Origin of the sequence: Nostoc sp. (assembly GCF_036919495.1) — a bacterium.
Lineage (GTDB): Bacteria > Cyanobacteriota > Cyanobacteriia > Cyanobacteriales > Nostocaceae > Nostoc.
In genome coordinates this window covers 1-20,203 of sequence record NZ_JBALBZ010000163.1, presented here as the reverse complement: position 1 = coordinate 20,203, position 20,203 = coordinate 1, and the positions used below count along the sequence as shown (strand labels likewise).

General features: G+C 42.4%; 11 protein-coding genes. 10 read left to right on the top strand and 1 reads right to left on the bottom strand.

Annotation, left to right across the window (positions count from 1 at the left end; genetic code table 11):
• Positions 1–1,770: 1,770 nt before the first annotated feature.
• Complete coding sequence (locus V7K25_RS23245; RefSeq protein WP_335161004.1) at positions 1,771–1,962, top strand: hypothetical protein; 192 nt, start codon at positions 1,771–1,773, stop codon at positions 1,960–1,962.
• A 451-nt stretch (positions 1,963–2,413) separates the two neighbouring features.
• Here the strand turns inward: V7K25_RS23245 and V7K25_RS23240 are convergent, their stop codons facing one another.
• Positions 2,414–2,608: a hypothetical protein gene (locus V7K25_RS23240; RefSeq protein WP_335161002.1), complete on the bottom strand. Its 195-nt coding sequence runs from the start codon at positions 2,606–2,608 to the stop codon at positions 2,414–2,416.
• Between the two features lie 382 nt (positions 2,609–2,990).
• Between V7K25_RS23240 and fabF the strand changes: the two genes are divergently transcribed.
• The 9 genes from fabF to V7K25_RS23195 all read left to right on the top strand — a co-directional run bounded on the left by fabF (position 2,991) and on the right by V7K25_RS23195 (position 20,074).
• On the top strand, positions 2,991–4,244 hold the full coding sequence (gene fabF / locus V7K25_RS23235; protein ID WP_335161000.1) for a beta-ketoacyl-ACP synthase II: 1,254 nt from the start codon (positions 2,991–2,993) through the stop codon (positions 4,242–4,244).
• A 44-nt stretch (positions 4,245–4,288) separates the two neighbouring features.
• On the top strand, positions 4,289–4,810 hold the full coding sequence (locus tag V7K25_RS23230) for a hypothetical protein (RefSeq protein WP_335160998.1): 522 nt from the start codon (positions 4,289–4,291) through the stop codon (positions 4,808–4,810).
• 57 nt (positions 4,811–4,867) lie between these two features.
• Entirely contained in the window at positions 4,868–5,626 is a 759-nt protein-coding gene (locus V7K25_RS23225; RefSeq protein WP_335160996.1) for a beta-ketoacyl-ACP synthase 3, read from the top strand.
• A gap of 345 nt (positions 5,627–5,971) precedes the next feature.
• Entirely contained in the window at positions 5,972–12,682 is a 6,711-nt protein-coding gene (locus V7K25_RS23220) for a type I polyketide synthase (protein WP_335160994.1), read from the top strand.
• 2 nt (positions 12,683–12,684) lie between these two features.
• Positions 12,685–16,005, top strand: coding sequence for a type I polyketide synthase (locus V7K25_RS23215; protein ID WP_335160992.1), 3,321 nt, complete (start codon positions 12,685–12,687; stop codon positions 16,003–16,005).
• A gap of 436 nt (positions 16,006–16,441) precedes the next feature.
• The gene (locus V7K25_RS23210) at positions 16,442–17,143 is read left to right on the top strand and encodes an AfsA-related hotdog domain-containing protein (RefSeq protein WP_335160990.1); all 702 of its coding nucleotides are present in this window, start codon (positions 16,442–16,444) and stop codon (positions 17,141–17,143) included.
• Positions 17,144–17,154: 11 nt separating this feature from the next.
• Complete coding sequence (locus V7K25_RS23205) at positions 17,155–18,363, top strand: FAD-dependent oxidoreductase (RefSeq protein WP_335160988.1); 1,209 nt, start codon at positions 17,155–17,157, stop codon at positions 18,361–18,363.
• Between the two features lie 53 nt (positions 18,364–18,416).
• Positions 18,417–19,322: an alpha/beta fold hydrolase gene (locus V7K25_RS23200; protein ID WP_335160986.1), complete on the top strand. Its 906-nt coding sequence runs from the start codon at positions 18,417–18,419 to the stop codon at positions 19,320–19,322.
• Between the two features lie 182 nt (positions 19,323–19,504).
• Positions 19,505–20,074 carry a hypothetical protein gene (locus V7K25_RS23195; RefSeq protein ID WP_335160984.1) on the top strand — a complete coding sequence of 190 codons (570 nt, stop codon included), beginning with the start codon at positions 19,505–19,507 and terminating at the stop codon, positions 20,072–20,074.
• Positions 20,075–20,203 lie beyond the last annotated feature (129 nt).

Genomic DNA, 20,203 nt, shown 5'->3' with positions numbered 1-20,203 from the left:
GAAGAAACCTCCAAATATAATAAAGAATAGCAAGTGGTTCGCGATAGTCTATCGCGAACCACTCTTTCTTTTCCACATCCCGTGAAAAGTCAGATTTCTGTACTAGCTTGGCAATGCTGGTTTTTATACGGTTTTTGGTAGTCACCACTGAGAATAGCCGTATTTTGTATCAAGTTCTGATACCGTAGTCACGCCCTCTATATAAATAGACATTAATCATCATGACTACCAGACCATAACTACCAAAACGCCAAACCTCCAATCTCAATTCTTGACATGACTGCGGGCGATCGCATTTCTCCAATTTGGAATACGTGAGTTTGGAATGCGTGAATTAATTTATCTTGCTTTTTCAAAAATACTTCACGTCCTTGCTCAAATTCTTTTTCGGACTCACTGAGTATTTTTACTTAAGTCGAAAACAGCCAATTTTCTCAAATCAACAATAGCCTAAATAAGGCTAGTAAGTACACCTATTTTCAGGCAGCTGATTTGAGCTTTTACCCTTGCCGTGTAGGCCGTCAACAAGGCCGTCATACTGCCGTCAATTTTACCATTAGAAGATTTACAAAATCTCAGAAAAATTTCGTTTTTGACGGCACTATCGCCGTCATACTGCTGTCATTACTGCCATCCCCAAGGGAGTGTTTTCAAATATACATTTCCCCTACTTAAATGAGAATAACAGACAAATGTTTTTTGTGCATGACTTACGGGAGATTCTAACTCTGTTTGTAAACGCGATGGCGTAACCGCCCACCGGAGGTGATCTCTCCTAACAGTGGCGTGATCAGTTAGCTTTTGTGATCGGGTGACGCGATCGCTCTCTCTGTGTTACCTTGCCTCCCAATTGAGATTGGTAGTCACAGTCCGCTTACGCCTCTCGACACTCCCAATACCTTCGGTTAAGGAACTTTTGCGTTGAGGGCAGCAGAGGTAGAAGAGAAGCAGGGGGAAAAGAACTAATTGTCTATCAACTCTTTCCTCCCCTGCCTCTGCTTTAATTGGACACAAGCGTTGTAAAACCTCAGTCACTTTTGTAGTTTTATCGGACTCATTTTTGGCTGATTCTTGATTTTTACCTCAACAAACTTTCCGCCAAATAAGGCGTACTGTGCGTCAGAAAAAGATGGATTACAGAGCTTAAAAGCTTTTAAGCGAATTTCAGGGTAATTGACCAATTATTGGGAAATAATGGGAGACTTCTTATAAGTATTGGGAACTGTTCGGATTTATTGGGAATTTTTGAGCTAATGAGAATTTTGTGACTGGATGATATAAAAGGTGTAAAAAGGTCAGAAAAAATTGGAGATTTGGGAGATGTTGTCTAGATATTGGGAGATGTTGAATGTAGTTGGTGAAGGTGGGGAAAATGGATGTTTTGTCGAGATATTCTCTCAGACGCACGAATTTAGTCAAATCAATCTACTAGTGCCAAAACTGTAATATTTCTTGATAAATGTGTCAATAATCACGGTTTGAGCGGTTCATATTGAGAGTAATTATCAATTAGATAGACAAAAAAAGGGTCAAAAATAGGGGTAAATTTTTTTTGTGGATTTTGTAGATTTAACAAACTTCGGCGGGCCTAAGTCCCCGGCTACAAAATAAGCCGCAAGCTTGGCTATCCTCTCACCTGTGGCTAGGATCTCAATTCTTGGCATGACAACGGCGCGATCGCTTGCCTCACCCTTCAGACCTTAAAGCCACCGCTCTTGATTTTACTCCCGGCAGTAGTTAGAAGAATGCCTTAGACAATGAATGTCCGCAATGCCTGCGGTTCTTGCTAGCCGAACCACCTTCTTCGCACTATGCTTAATTCCCGAAGCGATCGCTGCTAACAGTCGCGTGAGTCTTCTCCCCCAATCAAGGGGACATAATATTAGTTGGATCTGCGTTGGGTGTTTCTCTATTCCTGGTAACATGGTCATCACTTGCGGCAACGTTGCCGAATGTTTTTAGTTTCTCAATCCTGAGAATAGTTAGTGGCGACATCAAAGCTTTATGCTACAAATGCAGTGCATTGTAGTACTCAAAAACCCTCCAAGCGAACGGCGGTTTCATGTCACGAGCGCAGCGAGAGATGGCGCAGCCACCCGCAGGGCATGAAACCATAGTGAGTTACGGTTATGTTATTCTCTAAGCGAAGAATTGTTGAGGGCAAAAAATAGCAATTCTTTGCGCTAAGTTGTGGCATAGTCTAAGGATAGTCCAGGCATAGTCTAGGGAACTTGCTTTTTTGAAAAAACTGATTCCCTGCACTAAGTTGTGGCATAGTCTAGGGATAGTCCAAGCTAAGTTGTGGCATAGTCTGGAGAAAATGTAGTTTGGTATACAATTTCGTTATTTAAAATTCACTAATTACATAGACTTAGTGGTGATTATGACTGAGTTTGTAAAGGAAAAAATAACTTTAATTTCTCCCTGACTTAAAGCCTTCACCACTAAGGAACTCTTCATTGATCAGCAAGAGAATTTTATCTGTGTCTTTCCCTTTGTTGGCATAACTAGCAGGGTTACTGGGGTCTTTCTTGTTCTCCATACCGAACTTAGCATTATGGCTAATCACCTCATCCTTGTGAGCCTCAATCCAATCACGTACCAGCAACCCGTTACTACTTGAAATTTCAGACAGTTCCTCTACCTGCTTAGTTCATTACAGTTTCAGCAACGCCCAGAATTTTATTAGTGGGATAGGTTCTTACAAATTTCTCAGATCAATTTTGAAGATATTTGCATAATTTTTGGTGTTTGAGTTGAAGAGTAAGTAGAAGTTAAGAATTTATTTAAAGCAAGACCAGGAAAAAATATTCAAAATTGTTTTAAGTATTCTTTTTGTAAATTTCAGAAATAGAACTTATAAAAAATATGTAATTATTCAAAAAAAATGTAAATTAGGCTTGCAAGATTGCAAAAAAAAATCGTTGTAATATTCTAAATTAACTAAGTAAATTTGTCAAACTTAAGAAGTTTTTATTTCAGTTTTACTTATGGATATTTTGAAACGAAAGCGCGTAGTAGTTACAGGTTTAGGAGCTATTACTCCTTTAGGAAATGATGTAACCACGTATTGGAAAGCTCTTCTTGAGGGACGTAGTGGTATTAGACCTATTACTAGGTTTGATGCTTCCGATCATACTTGTCAAATTGCAGGAGAGGTTCTGGAATTTGATCCCTATAATTATATAGATCGTAAGGAAGCAAAACGTATGGATCGCTTTGCCCATTTTGCAGTTGCTGCTAGCAAGCAAGCACTTGCCAATGCTGATTTTAAAATTAATGATCAAAATGCCACGCAAATAGGAGTGTTAATTGGCAGCGGAATTGGTGGTATCAAAGTTATAGAAGACCAACAGGAGGTCTTGTTAACTCGGGGCCCTAGCCGTTGTAGTCCTTTCTATGTTCCGATGATGATTGCAAATATGGCTGCTGGGTTAACGGCAATCCACGTAGGTGCCAAAGGTTATAACTCTTGTACAGTTACTGCTTGTGCTGCTGGTTCCAATGCTATTGGAGAGGCCTTTCGTTTAATTCAACATGGCTATGCCCAAGCCATGCTCTGTGGTGGTACCGAAGCAGCGATTACACCTTTATGTATAGCTGGTTTTGCAGCAGCAAAGGCTTTATCAACTCGTAATCAAGAGCCTACTCGTGCTTCTCGTCCGTTCGATCAAGAGCGCGATGGGTTTGTAATGGGGGAAGGTGCTGGGATGCTCTTACTAGAGGAGTTAGAGTCTGCCAAAAGCCGTGGGGCTAACATTTACGCAGAAATTGTTGGTTATGGAGCGACTTGTGATGCCTACCATATGACTGCTCCTTCTCCTAGTGGTGAGGGAGCAGCCAGAGCCATAGAACTTGCATTAAAAGATGCAGGTTTGTTTCCCAATCAAGTCAGCTATATCAATGCTCATGGTACAAGCACTTCTGCCAACGATGTAACTGAAACATCAGCTATTAAAAAGGCTCTTGGAGAGAATGCTTTCAATACACCTATTAGTTCCACCAAATCTATGACTGGACATTTATTAGGTGCCTCAGGAGGTATAGAAGCGATCGCAACAGTGATGGCAGTATTGTCAGATCAAATTCCACCAACTATCAATCTAGACGAACCAGATCCAGACTGTGACTTGGACTATGTTCCCCATATAAATCGCCATCAGACAGTAGAGGTTGCCCTTTCTAACTCTTTTGGGTTTGGTGGTCACAACGTGACTTTGGCTTTTAAGAAATTCCAGAATTAATCAATCAATTTTAGTTTGCTCAAACCTTCAACACATCAAAATCTATGTCAACCCAAACAAATACATCCATTCCTCAAAACATTGTACCTGCCTTAAATCAACTACAGGATGAAGTTACAAAAGTTGAACAGGCTTTGTTAGAGCTTAGACGAAAAAAACAGGAGTTTTTACAGTATCAGTTAAGTAGTAGTCTAGAAAATTTGTCAGTACAAGCTGATAAAGTAAATACTTTAGCCATCAGTCTAGAAACTGAAATATTGAAATTTCAAGAGACTGCTGTTGAGTTAGATAACATCTATCAAACTATTCACTCATCTCCTAGCTTGAGCAAGCTGGGAAATGAAATTTTGAATTTACCAAATGCAAAAATTACTAATATTTGGAAAATCAATAGGTTAGATTTTTCTGTTCCTACAATAGTAAAACAAGAATCTCAGTTTATTTTAACTGTCAAGACAATTAACATTAATCAACAAACTGTGTGTCAACCAAACTTGGGTCAAACAATAACATTATCGCCATCCAAAAACAAAGTAAATCATAGCTTAAAGGGAATTGATTCCTAAATTGTCCAGTAATTAAGAACTACATCACACATATAAGGACGTAGCGATAAATTTATCATGATGGCAGAAACTTTTACAGGTATTGCCCTGACTGGTACTGGTTCAGCTGTTCCAGATATTACCCTTACTAATGATGACCTGGCTCAGGTGGTAGAAACCTCTGACGAGTGGATAAAAAGTCGTACTGGCATCCACTCCCGTAGAGTCTTATCTGCAAAAGAGAATTTAACGTCACTGGCAGTACAAGCTGGAAAACAGGCACTCTTATCTGCTGGTTTGGCAGCTACCGATATCAACTTAATTATATTAGCCACTTCTACAGCTGATGACCGATTTGGTAATGCTACGCGAATTCAATATGAACTAGGCGCAAAATGGGCAGTGGCTTTTGACTTAAATGCAGCTTGCTCGGGTTTTGTATTTGGCTTAATTACGGCTGCTCAGTTTATCCGTACTGGTGCCTACCGCAATATTTTGTTGATTGGTGCAGATGTTTTATCCCATTGGATAGATTGGTCAGATCGGCGTACTTGTGTGTTATTCGGAGATGCTGCTGGCGCTGTAGTTATTCAAGCTCATGATGAAGACCGGCTTCTAGGTTTTGAAATGCGAAGTGATGGCAGTAGTTACAATCAATTAAATATTCCATTTCACACACAATTACGTCCACTGACCGATGATGTGAGCATTGGTCAAGGAAGTTTTATGCCCATCACAATGAATGGTCAAGAAATTTATAAATTTGCAGTCAGATCGGTTCCAGAAATTATTGATAAAGCTTTATTCCGTTCTGGAGTGAGTCACGTTGACTTATGAATTATTCTTCAACCAATTCTAGGTGTATAAGTCCTTGCACCCCTAGAATTAGATATTTTTTGATTGGAAGTCGCTAAGTGTAATTCCTTACAAAAATAATAAAATAAAGTTGCATAAAAACTCTAATCCTAACTGTAAATATTCAAAGGCAGACACAGCACTTTCTTTACAAGTAAGTGAGTATAAATGCAGAGATCACACATTAGATAGAGTTTCTACTTTCTACCTCCTGCCACCAAACCCGTAGCTCTTTGTACTTCATCCAAAAGAAAACTGCTGTATAAACTTCTAATTTCTGAATCGTACTGTATTTGTGAAAAATCGTGAGTGGTAAAGCTAAATAATATGAACACTGAGAATATTGCTTTGAATTTATCCGCACAACCTCTGCATTTAGTAGAATGTCTGCGTCAAAAAGCGCAAAATCAGCCTGATAAAACTGCTTACATCTTTTTAGAGAATGGGGAAATCGAAACAGGTAGCCTCAGCTATCGGGAGTTAGATCAACAGGCTCAAGCGATCGCGGTTACTCTACAAAGCTTAGTTGCTCCTGGCGATCGCGCTTTAATGTTATATCCATCAGGTTTAGAATTCATCGCAGCATTTTTTGGTTGTTTGTATGCCGGAGTAGTAGCTGTTCCTGCCTATCCCCCCAGACAAAATCAGAGGTTATCTCGATTACAAGCAATTGTCACAGATGCTCAGGCTAAAGTAACTCTCACGACTAATGCCTTACTAAATAATATTCAAACTCAATTTGCCCAAGACCCAGAACTAGCTGACCTGAACTGTTTGGCTACCGATCAAATTAGTGTAGATCGCGCACAATTATGGCAAGAACCAGCTTTGAGCAGTTCATCAATCGCCTTTCTCCAATATACTTCCGGTTCTACCGGCACACCAAAAGGAGTGATGGTAAGTCATGGAAACTTACTGCATAATGAGCAAATGGTCGAGGTGGGATTTGGACATACACAAAAAACTATCTTCGTTGGTTGGTTGCCCTTATTCCATGACATGGGATTAATTGGTAATGTACTACAACCCCTATATTTAGGCATACCCTGCATTTTCATGCCCCCTGTGGCATTTCTCCAAAAGCCTATCCGTTGGTTACAGGCAATTTCCCGCTATAAAGCCACTACTAGCGGCGGCCCAAATTTTGCCTATGATATGTGTACTAAAAAGGTCACACCAGAACAACTCGAAGACCTGGATCTCAGCAGTTGGGAAGTAGCTTTCAACGGTGCAGAAACAGTGCGGGCTGAAACACTAGAGCGATTTGCTGCTACTTTTGCTCCCTCTGGTTTCCGCCGCGAAGCATTTTATCCCTGCTACGGCATGGCTGAGGCAACTTTATTTGTCTCTGGGGGAGTAGCAAAAGAGCCACCAGTAATTCAAAACTTCCAAGGCAAAGCTTTGGAACAAAACCGCATCATAGATAGCAATCCGCAACAGGAAGACAACCGAGCCATTATTGGTTGTGGTCAGACCTACTTAGACCAGAAAATTGTCATTGCTAATCCAGAAACCCTCAAGCAATGTGCGCCTGACGAGGTGGGAGAAATTTGGGTATCGGGGTCGAGTGTCGCTCAAGGCTACTGGAACCGACCAGAACAGACAGAGCAAACTTTTCATGCTTATCTATCAGATACTGGTGTTAGCGAAGGCTCAGGGCTATTTCTGCGGACGGGAGATTTGGGATTTCTGCAAAACGGCGAACTGTTTGTCACTGGCCGCCTCAAAGATGTAGTGATCATTCGGGGACGCAACCATTATCCCCAGGATATTGAACTGACCACAGAACGCAGTCATCCAGCCCTAGCTGCCAACGCTGGAGCCGCCTTTGCAGTCGAGATTGCCGGACTTGAACAACTAGTGGTTGTTCAAGAAGTAGAGCGGAGTCACCTGAGAAAACTCAATGTCGCTGAAGTCACTGGGGCGATTCGGCGAGCAGTGGCAGAAAATCACGAACTAGAAGTTTATGCGGTTGTGCTACTTAGGACGATGAGCCTGCCGAAAACTTCTAGTGGTAAAGTTCAGCGTAGTGCTTGTAGAGCGGCATTTTTGACTGGTAACTTAGACACAGTTGGCGAATGGAGAAGTGATAGTCCAGAAAACGCCACTAAAACACGTCGAAATTCACCAGCTAGAACTGAAAAGAAAACAAAAACTTATAGCCAAGATGCGATCGAGGACTGGTTAATTGCCAAGATTTCTGAGCAGCTAGCTAGTGCTGAAGAGATAGACATTCAGCAACCTTTAGTTACCTATGGTCTGAGTTCATTGGCGGCTGTGAGTATTTCTGGTGAATTACAGGAATGGCTAGGACGTGAGATTTCTCCGACGTTGTTGTATGATTACCCCACCATTGAAAGTCTAACCCGTTATTTAGGACAATTAAATCAGGGAAATCAACAACAAAATGCTTCCCAGTCTTTAAATGGCCAAGAAGCGATCGCTATTATCGGTATGGGTTGCCGTTTTCCCCAAGCCCAAAACCCAGATGCCTTTTGGCAGTTGTTACACGATGGTGTTGATGCAATTACAGAAGTACCGCCTTCGCGCTGGGACATCAATCTTGTCTCCCAGCAGTTGCCCACACATCTTGATAAAAATCATATCAAATGGGGTGGTTTCCTCGAACAAGTAGATCAGTTTGATGCCGAATTTTTCGGTATTGCTCCTAGAGAAGCCGAACTCATGGATCCCCAACAACGGTTACTTTTGGAGGTGAGTTGGCAAGCCCTAGAAAATGCTGGCAAGACACGGGAGCAGTTATCAGGTAGTCAGACTGGGGTATTCATTGGCATCAGCAACTTTGATTATTCCCGGTTACAAATTAATTATGGGGTTGCTACTGATGTTTATGCCGGCACTGGTAATGCTTTTAGTATTGCAGCGAACCGTCTTTCCTATCTCCTAGATTTACGCGGCCCCAGTTTGGCAGTAGATACCGCTTGTTCTTCATCCTTGGTAGCAATTCATCAAGCTTGTCAAAGCTTACGCCAAGGCGAATCTCATTTAGCTTTAGCGGGTGGGGTGAATCTGATCCTCAGCCCAGAAATGACCATTATCTTCTCAAAAACCGGAATGTTAGCAGCAGATGGTCGGTGTAAAACCTTTGATAACCAGGCTAATGGTTATGTTAGGGGAGAAGGTTGTGGTGTAGTAGTTCTCAAGCGGCTTTCTGATGCCCAGCGCGATGGAGACCGGATTCTCGCCGTCATCAGAGGTTCAGCAGTTAACCAAGATGGTCGTAGCAATGGACTCACCGCCCCAAATGGGCTGTCTCAGCAGGCAGTAGTTCACCAAGCCCTAAAAGATGCAAAACTCAAGCCAGCGCAAATTAGCTATGTAGAAGCACATGGGACAGGAACTTCTTTAGGAGACCCGATCGAACTAAATTCTCTCAAACAAGTGTTGATGCAAGAGCGATCGCCAGAACAACCCTGTTGGATTGGCTCAGTAAAAACCAATATCGGTCATTTGGAACCTGCGGCTGGGATTGCCGGTCTGATAAAGGTTGTACTTTCCTTACAGCATCAAGAAATTGCTCCCCACCTGCACCTCAAACAGTTAAATCAGTTAATTGCTCTCGAAGGAACGCCATTATTAATTCCAACTGAGCGCCAGCAATGGATTTTAGGACAGGAGCAGAGGTTTGCTGGTGTCAGTTCCTTTGGATTTGGAGGCAGTAATGCCCACTTAATTTTGGCAGAAGCACCACTCACCAAACTAGTAGAGCCAGAAATCGATCGCCCTCAGCATATCTTCACCCTCTCAGCCAAAAATCAGCCAGCGTTGCGGGAACTAGCAGAAAGTTATCAAACATATCTGCAATCTCATCCGCAAGCATCTATTGCTAATATTTGTTACACAGCAAATAAAGGGCGATCGCATTTTGACCACCGCTTTTATGCAGTGGCTGAATCTACTGAGCAGTTACATCAACAGCTAAGTGCTGTCGCTACTGGTAGCAAACAAGTAGAAAGAAGAAAACGTCCTAAAATTGCGTTTTTATTTACAGGACAAGGATCGCAATATTTAGAGATGGGACGACAACTCTACCAAACTCAGCCGACGTTCCGCGCCTCACTTGATCGCTGCGATGAAATTCTCCGTTCCTACTTAGAAAAACCATTGCTCGAAGTCTTATATCCGTCATCAGGAAAGAGTTTGTTGTTGGATGAGACTGCTTACACTCAACCTGCCTTATTTGCTCTCGAATATGCCCTCGCCCAGTTATGGCAGTCTTGGGGAATTGTACCGAAAGCCGTGATGGGTCATAGTGTAGGTGAATATGCTGCCGCCTGTGTAGCAGGAGTATTCAGTTTAGAAGACGCACTCAAGCTAATTACTTGCCGATCGCGTTTGATGCAAGCATTGCCCCAAGATGGTGAGATGGTAGCAGTGTTTGCTTCTGAAGAACAAGTAACAGCCACCATTGAACCTTATGCCCAACAAGTGGCAATTGCAGCAGTTAATGGGGCAGAGAATATTGTAATTTCTGGTAATCGTCAAGCGGTCAACGAAGCGATCACTGCACTGCAAAAAGCTGGAATTAAAACGAAGAAATTAAATGTCTCTCATGCCTTCCATTCTCCTTTAATGGAGCCAATGTTAGCAGCCTTTGAACAGGTCGCCAAAGAAATTACTTACTCATTACCTAGTCTCAATATCATCTCTAATGTCACTGGAGCGATCGCCACAGATGACATTGCCACACCAGAATATTGGTGTCGTCATATCAGGCAGTCTGTGAGATTTGCTACAGGGATGGAGACACTGCATCGCCAAGGTTATGAGATTTTTGTAGAAATCGGCCCCAAACCAACTTTATTAGGCATGGGTCGCCAATGTCTACCAGCAGAATTCGGAGTTTGGTTGCCTAGCCTGCGTCCAGGCAATGACGATTGGCAAAACCTGCTCAAGAGTCTGGGAGAATTATATCTGCGGGGAGTAGAAATTAATTGGTCTGGTTTTGACCAAGATTACTCACGTCAATGGCTGCAACTGCCAAATTATGCCTTTCAACGTCGCCGCTACTGGCTAGACTCAGCAGCATCGTCACCAGAAAATCTGACCGTCATTGACAAATTTAATGATTGGTTCTATCAAGTTGAGTGGCAACCCAAAGCGCGGGTAAGCAGCGGTGCAACATCATCCGCAGGTCATTGGTTAATTTTAGGCGATCGTCAGCAAAATCTTGCCTCTGCCTTAGCCGCGCTCTTAGAAGCCCGTGGTGAAACTTGTATTACAGTCTTTGCTGGTGAAGCTTACAATACTTCTGAAGTCGGAAATTTGCAAATCAACCCAGAATCACCTGAAGATTTTCAGAGGTTGTTGGGTGAGGTGCTGACAACCGAGGGTGCAACATGGCGTGGCATCATCCATTGTTGGAGTCTTGATAGTACGGCAATCGATGAAACCACCAAAGATTCTTTGCAGATAGATCAGCACCAAATATGTGGTAGCGTGCTACACCTAGTCCAGGCTCTGAGTGCAACTAAAATTTCCCAATTGCCCCGTCTGTGGTTAGTTACCCAAAATGCTCAACCCGTAGAATTGTCAACCAACTCTCTAGCGGTAGCTCAAACACCAGTTTTAGGATTGGGTCGAGTAGTGGCGATGGAACACCCCGAACTCTGGGGTGGAATGATTGATGTCACACCCAGCAATGCTGAAATTGCCGCTAATAGTTGTCTAGAAGAAATTTTGCAACCAGATGCAGAGGTTGAGGTAGCCTTGCGCCAAGGGCAACGTTATGTGCGTCGCTTCGTGCCAAGCAAAAAAGACCATACCTGGGAAAAAACTTTCAAATTACAGTCTGACAGTACCTATTTACTCACTGGTGGTCTTGGTGCTTTGGGATTGCAAGTAGCCAAGTGGATGGTAAATCAAGGAGCAAGGCACTTAGTCTTAGTAGGGCGCAGTCATCCTTCTAGTCAGGCTAGCGAACAAATCGGTATGTTGCAAGCGGCAGGAGCGGAGATTATTGTAGCTCAAGCCGATATCTCTCAAGAAAGCGAATTCCAAAGAGTTCTGGTTGACATTGCGAAATCTTTACCCCCCTTACGAGGCATTCTACATTTAGCTGGTATTCTTGATGACAAAGTATTACTGCGGCAAAATTGGCAATCCTTTGCTAAAGTTATGGCTCCGAAAGTCCAAGGGGCATGGAATCTGCATTTCCAAACTCAGGATTTACCTTTAGACTTCTTTGTCTTATTCTCCTCTATTGCCTCAGTCCTTGGTTCTCCTGGTCAAGGAAATTACTCAGCCGCTAACGCTTTTCTTGATGCCCTAGCTCACCATCGACGGCAGCAAAATCTGCCAGCTATGAGCATTAACTGGTGTCCGTGGGATGAAGCTGGTATGGCTGCTGATTTAGGCAATCATGGTGAACAGCGATGGACAGCAACTGGAGTAAGTGTAGTTAAGCCAGAACAAGGATTGCAAGTATTGGAACAATTGCTCAACCAATCATCTCCCCAAATTGGGGTACTCCAGGTAGATTGGTCGAAATTCTTGAGTCAATTCCCTGCCAATCATCAACCCTTGTTATTCTCCCAATTAGTTCAAGAAGTGCATTCCCAGCCTTTGGCTCAGTCACCTGCCACTCAAGTACAGTATCAACTTTTAGAGGAGTTACAAGCTGCTTTACCCAAACAACGCCAGACTCTACTAGTTATTTATCTACAAAATACTGTAGCCACGGTGATGAGAACAGACTCATTACCAGAGATAGAAGTTGGCTTTTTTGAGATGGGTATGGACTCCTTGATGACTATGGAATTGAAAAATCGTCTCCAAACTAGCTTAGAAATTACTCTGGCCTCAACTTTGACTTATGAATATCCGACGATTCAAGCTTTAGCTGAGTATTTGTTAAACATATTAGTTCCTGTGGAAGCGTCTTCTGACTCCGAGACTGAGTTTAATGAAACCACCCAAGAGCAGACCAATTTCTTAGCTGAGATAGAACATCTCTCATCCAATGAATTAGCAGCACTAATCGATAAAGAATTAGCAGCCTTAGAGAGAGGAATTTGAAAATGAGCAATATGACAGACAAACTTGACCAATTATCTCCCCTACAACGTGCAGTTTACGCCCTAAAAGAAACTCGCTCTAGACTCGATGTTCTCCAGCGTCAGCAAACTGAACCGATCGCTATTATTGGTATGGGTTGCCGTTTTCCTGGTGGAGCCAACAATCCAGAGTCATTTTGGCAAATCCTTGAGCAAGGAGTTGATGCCATTCGAGAAGTGCCCAATGACCGTTGGAATGTCGATGAGTATTACGATCCCAATCCTGATACTCCTGGGAAAACACACACCCGTGAAGGTGGATTTTTAGATATTGGTTTAGACTTATTTGATGCTGAATTCTTTCGACTTGCCCCCCGAGAAGTGGTGAACATGGACCCCCAACAACGATTATTGCTGGAGGTAAGCTGGGAAGCTTTGGAGCAGGCTGGGCAAGCATCAAACAAACTCATCGGTAGCAAAACCGGGGTATTTGTTGGAATCACCACTTCTGATTATGCCCAACGATCGATGTTGGCACAAACGTCAGAAATTGATATTTACACGGCTACAGGAAACTCCTTAAATGTTGCAGCTGGTCGTCTATCATATAATCTCGGATTAGTAGGCCCCAGCATGGCGATTGATACAGCTTGTTCATCGTCATTGGTGGCAGTACATCAAGCTTGTCAAAGCCTGCGTGCAGGGGAATGTAGCATGGCTTTAGCTGGTGGTGTAAATGCGATCTTATCTCCCCAAGTAGCGATCGCAATTGCCAAATTACGCGCCTTGGCTGCTAATGGACGCTGTAAGACCTTTGATGATGCTGCTGATGGTTATGGACGAGCAGAAGGGTGTGGGATAGTCGTTCTCAAGCGGCTCTCTGATGCGATCGCTGATGGTGATAATATACTGGCAATGATTCGGGGTTCAGCTGTTAACCAAGATGGGCGCAGTAGTGGGCTGACTGTTCCCAGTGGATTGGCACAACAGTCGGTTATCCGTACCGCTTTAGCCAATGCCAAGGTAGAACCAGAGGAAATTAGTTATGTTGAAACTCACGGTACAGGCACGCCTTTGGGAGATCCAATTGAACTGAAGGCTTTAGCTACTGTCTTAGGTCAGGGGCATTCAGAACACCCCTTGATGGTTGGTTCAGTCAAAACCAACATTGGTCACTTAGAAGCCGCAGCAGGAATAGCTAGCTTAATTAAAATGGTATTGGCAATGCAACACAAAGCCATCCCGCCCCATTTACACCTCAAAAAGCTTAATCCCCACATTGCCAATGAGCAGCTTCCCCTGGTGATTCCCACAGAGTTAACACCTTGGCAAACAGTAGATAGCGAACCACAAAGCCCATACCAAAAACGCTTGGCAGGAATCAGTTCCTTCGGGTTTAGTGGGACTAATTCCCACCTGGTGCTAGAAGAAGCACCAGTACAGCCATCCCAACCTCCAGAAGTTGAGCGCCCCATCCATTTATTAACGCTTTCAGCTAAGAGTGAGACGGCCTTAGCAGCATTGGCGGGGCGCTTTGAACGTTACCTAGAGACTCATCCTTCGGTATCTTTGGCAGATGTCTGCTTTAGCGTTAACACGGGGCGATCGCATTTTGATCGCCGCCTCGCCCTGGTTGTGAAATCATCAGCACAGGCACGAGAAGAACTAGCTGCGATCGCTACTAGGAAGGCATCAACAGAAGAGAGTGAAATTTCACCTAACAATAGTAAACCGAAAGTAGCTTTTCTCTTCACAGGACAAGGTTCCCAATATATAGGCATGGGACGACATCTTTATGAAACCCAACCGACATTTCGCCAAACCTTAGATCGTTGCAATGAACTGCTGCATCCTTATCTAAATCAATCGCTCTTATCAATACTCTACCCCGAACCTGGAACATCATCGCCACTCAACGAAACTGCCTATACTCAGCCAGCCCTATTTGCATTAGAATATGCACTCGCTAAATTATGGCAATCGTGGGGTATTGAACCAACCGCTGTTATGGGTCACAGTGTAGGTGAGTATGTTGCAGCTTGTATTGCTGGTGTCTTTAGCCTGGAAGATGGAATTAAATTGATTGCCCAAAGAGCATCACTGATGCAATCTCTACCCAGCAATGGGCAGATGGTAGCAGTTTTTGCTAGTGAAGCTCAAGTAAGAGCAGTGATCGCACCCTACATTGAATCTGTTTCGATTGCTGCCATTAATGGGACTAAGAGTATCGTAATTTCCGGTCAACAAGACGCAGTACAAACTATAGTTAAACATTTAGCAGATAAAGAAATTGAGTATCGTCTGCTAGAAGTTTCACACGCCTTTCACTCTCCTTTAATGGAGCCGATTCTCGACAAATTTGAGCAAATTGCCCAAGAGATAAAATACTCAACTCCTCAGTTACCGTTAATTTCCAATGTGACTGGTAAGCAAGTAGTAGGACAAGAAATTGCTTCAGCTAGTTATTGGCGACACCATCTGCGGGAAGCTGTGAGGTTTTCTGAGAGTGTGCAAACACTCCATGAACAAGGTTATCAATTATTTGTGGAGATTGGCCCAAATGCTGTTTTGAGCAGTATGGGTCGTAGGTGTTTACCAACACAGCCAGGGGTTTGGCTTGCTTCTCTCAAAAAGGAACAAGAAGATTGGCAACAAATCATCCAAACTATGGGGACTTTGTATGAGCAAGGTGTAGAGGTAAACTGGTGTGGATTTGAGCAGGACTATCAACGCCATCGACTGGCATTGCCTACTTATCCCTTTGAGCGGCAACGGTACTGGAAAGAAACTGTGACGCTGAACCAATTTGATTCTCAAAGAGCTTCCCAAATACTGCCACAACAACAACCGATATCAGCTATACAGGCTACTAGGAGTGAATTCCAAATCGGTCAAGCCGCAGCCAACAGTAGGTTTTCTACACAAAAACTCCTTGTTGCTGAAGATAAGGAGCGCCAATTGATTTTAGAAACTTACATGCTAGAAATACTGGCAAAAGCTTTACAACTTCCCGTATCTAAACTAAAACCACAACATCTGCTCACTTCATTTCTTGATTCTTTGATCATGATTGAATTGAAAAAGCAAATTGAAGCAGATTTGCATATTACTATACCCACAGTAAAATTCTACGAAGAACTTAGCATTGGGCAATTTGCAGCTTTTTTATTAGAGCAGCTTACTCCAGATTCTTTATTAGAGCAGCTTAGTCCAGATTCCTTAAACCTTTGTTCGATTCTAAACTATATCGATGAAGAAACATTAGTACAAATGTTAAACGAGGTAGAGGGGCTATCAGAGGCAGAAGCGCAAAATATATTTGCGGTAGAAATACAAAAGGTGTAGAAACTAAAGCGTTAAGTAAGTCGGCACAATCACATCAAAGTATGTAAATAAAAATGAACTAGGCTAAAACTCTTATGCCTTAAGCTTTATGCCAATGAAAATTATTTATCAAGAAAGGCAGAGGGCAGAAGGTGGAAGGAACAATTAGGCGGGGATTCAGACCCTTGTTCCCTTCTCTACAAGACGCTGTGTGAACGGTCACACCCAGAGGACAGGAAGCAGCATTCCCTTCTGCCTCCTGCCTCCTGCCTTCTTCAAGCCGACTTGCTGACATATTTGTGAATAATAAGACGTAGTTATTTTGCATGGCAAAGCTGAGACTAAACAGATAATTTTTTCTCTAAATTGATTAGCTTTCTGCATAAAAGCTGAAATCAAAGCTGATAACTAATACAAGAACATTCACAAAACTTTCATTAATGACTAAGGAGGTTAAATGAGCGATAACACTATTGACTCACGTTTGACTAATCTTACACCAACACAACTTGCACTTCTAAAGTTAAAGCTAGAAAAAAAGAAGGAATTAATAAAGAATGTAAATTATTCTAATTCAATCCCTCAAAAGTCATCTCAGTCCAACTTCTCCGATGCTTATACCCAATTCAGAAGATGGCAGAATCAGTTTCAATATGGTAGATCCACCTGGATTGATAGAAATTTGGTTCACAAGGATAAAGAAGAAAACGTACTGATTTCTCATTTAGAAAAACTTCACGAGGACTTGATTATAGGTGAAGTTTTGCAAAACCTTTCCCATTCTTTTTTCTACGAACACCCCAAGGATCATATCCCAGGCTTGTATATTCTTGAGGCTGCTCGTCAGTTTGGTACAGCATTATCCCACCTTTATTACGATCTTCCATTAGGTACATCCTTTATTCTTAATAATCTGCAAGCCCAATTCCATCATTTTGCAGAAACTAGTATACCGTTGTTTGTCATGGCAAGAATTAGTGACAAAGTTTATGTTAACAACAAATTATTTCACCTAGATAGCCGTGTCTTATTTGTGCAAAATGAGCAAATAATTGCAGAAGTTAATGGTAATTTTAAAATTTTTGAAATTACTAGCTACAACAACATCAGAAAGAATACTACTCGAAATCATTCCTCTTTATTAGAAATCAATACTTGATTATTTTTGCTATGAATAGTGATGAAAAATTAACTCAATATACCGATTGCTGCATTGTTGGTAGTGGGCCTGCCGGAGCAGTTCTAGCACTGCTTCTAGCTCGGCAGGGTGTCTCAGTGACACTACTAGAAGCACAAAAAGACTTCGATCGCGACTTTCGCGGTGATTCGCTTCATGCAGTAGTCATGGAACTCATGGACGAACTTGGTTTAGCCGATCGCTTACTTGAGTTAAAGCACACCAAACTTGGCTCCATTTCGGTTCAAGGCAATACCAAATCTAGTGCAGTTGCCGACTTTAGTCGCTTGAAGTCTCGATATCCATATATTACACTCATTCCCAATCAACACTTTATTGAATTCATTACTAATGAAGCAAAATGCTACCCAAACTTTAATTTAGTTATGGGGGCGAAAGTGCAAAAGCTAATTGAAGAGGATGGGCAAATCTGCGGTGTTGGCTATCATGGCCCTAATGGCTGGCAAGAAGTACGAGCTTCACTAACTATAGGTGCAGATGGGCGATCTTCCCGGACTCGTAGCCTAGCAGGGTTTAAGCCAGTTAAAACTTCACCATCCTCGGATATACTTTGGTTTCGTCTCCCCCGCAATCCAGATGAACCTGATGGTGTCGTTCTCCGCATTGGTGATGGTTCTATTTTGGGAATGGCTGACCGTTGTGATTATTGGCAAATTAGCTACATTATTCCCAAAGGAAGCTATCCTCAACTGCGTAACGACGGAATAGAAAGCCTGCAAAAGGCCATTACCAAACTAGCACCAGAATTGAGCGATCGCGTATCCTTACTAAAGGATTGGACTCAGTGTACTTTATTGTCCGTTGAAGCCAGTCGCCTCCCCCAATGGTATCAACCTGGTTTGCTTTTGATTGGTGATGCGGCTCATGTGATGTCGCCATTCGGTGGAGTTGGCATAAGTTATGCGATTCAAGATGCTATTGCCGCAGCTAATGTGTTGAGTACGCCGCTCAAAACTGGAAAGTTAAAACTGCAACACTTGGCAAAAGTACAGCACTTGCGTGATTTACCAACACGGTTGATACAAGGATATCAAGTTTTAGTCCAAAATCAGCTTGTTGCCGCCGCACGCGTCAGTGAACCATCGCCACTTGCTAATTTGATTGCCCAGATACCAGTTTTGCGTGATATCCCATCTCAACTAATCGCTTTCGGTCTTTGGCCTGCGCGTTTGAAAAACTAGTTCGGGGAATATGAGAAATGATTTATTCATCTATGATTCTGTGAGGATAAAAAATGATTCGCCGTTGGACAACTCAAAACTATCCTCCACCTGGTCAACTTATTGATATAGAAGGAAATCTACTTCATCTTCACAGTTTGGGAGAAGCCAAAGGCAAACCCACTGTAATTTTAGAAGCTGGGCTACTTTCAATGTCAGCAATATGGGCTTGGGTACAACCAGAAATTGCAAAGTTGACGCGAGTAGTTGCTTATGACCGCCCTGGACTCGGTTGGAGTGAACCGAATAAACAATCACTGAATGCACAACAAGTAGCTGTTACACTCCAAACAGCTTTGAAGAAAGTAGGAATTGAACCTCCCTATATATTAGTTGGGCATTCAATGGGGGGTCAATTGATACGGGTATTTACCGATCTTTACCCCGATGAAGTTGTCGGCATGATTCTTATAGATTCATCACACCCAGACCAGAGAATGCGTAGTCCGGCCATTGCTCAGGAGATGAAAAAGTTATTTAATCAGTTGCAATTTTTACCCATTCTTGCAAAACTGGGAATTCTGCGCCTTACAGGTTTAATGCAGCCTCTGGTGGATGGACTACCTTCTCAGCAACAAGCAGAGGCTATTGCTTGCTGTTCGTCAACGCAACATTTAAAAACTAGCCGTGATGAACTCTTAGCTTGGGATTTAATGACTTCACAGGTGCGAAATACTAGACATTTGGGTGATTTGCCTCTGACAATCTTAACGGCTGATAGTGGTTCTGACCCTGTGTGGGCAGGTTGGAGTGAATTGCAAGCTGATTTGGCAAATCTTTCATCTCAAAATAAGCATCGCATTGCTACAGGGGCCAATCATCTATCTTTGTTGACTCATAAGCAAGATGCACAAGCTGCGATCGCAGCTATTTGTGAGATGCTTGAGGCAGTTTCTATGGTTATTAGTCCCCAAAGATAACTAACTCAAAACAAGACCGAGTTTTTTACGCGCTCGAACCCTAATGCCAATTGCTTAAGAGGCTAGGTAGTCTCTAGAAAATAATCATCAGATTTCTTTTTGCAGAGGCTACCTCAAACTGATATAAAATATCATCTAGCTAACATAACTGCTCGAATTTCTAAGATTCAGGAACAAATATTATGAAGCCTCGAAAATTTCTCAAAAATTCACTTTTAGCTGTAGCTGGATTGACTTCTCTAGCTATTTTAAACCCTCAAATAGCAGCAGCAACTACTTTAGTTAAACTATCATTAAATCAGGCTAATCTTGAAGATACTAGCATTAGAATTGCTGAAATATGTCCTGAATTTGCTTGTAACCCAGAAGAAGTTTTTTTTGCTAATAATGTTAATACACCAATTATAACATTACTAAATAACACAGATTTTACAATTACAGGTTTTCGCCTGAAACTGCTAGATAACCAGGATGCAATTTTTGAACAGACATCATCTGAACTTTTCAGCAATGTCACCCTACTTAATAATGGTACAGAGACTTTGTTTACTGGAGGGGTTTTACCTATAAATACGGCAGCTACCTTTATTATCGACAGTGGAGCAAATAAAGTAGCTTTTTCTGCAAGCCTTAATGGTACACCAGTTTCCGTTCCAGAACCAGATTCAGTAGTAGGAATATTCATCACATTGGCTGCTTTAGGTGGTAGTTCAATCCTCAAGAACAAGCTAGAGGGTTCTATAGCAAACTAACAATGGTGATAGTGCAGACATTGTTAAAGATGCAAATAGACATCTCCGAAAACTATCAAAGCTTTGCTGTGGCTAGCTTATAAGATGCACTCTGCTTGCATCAAAAACTAGCTAGTCAATACGATAAAA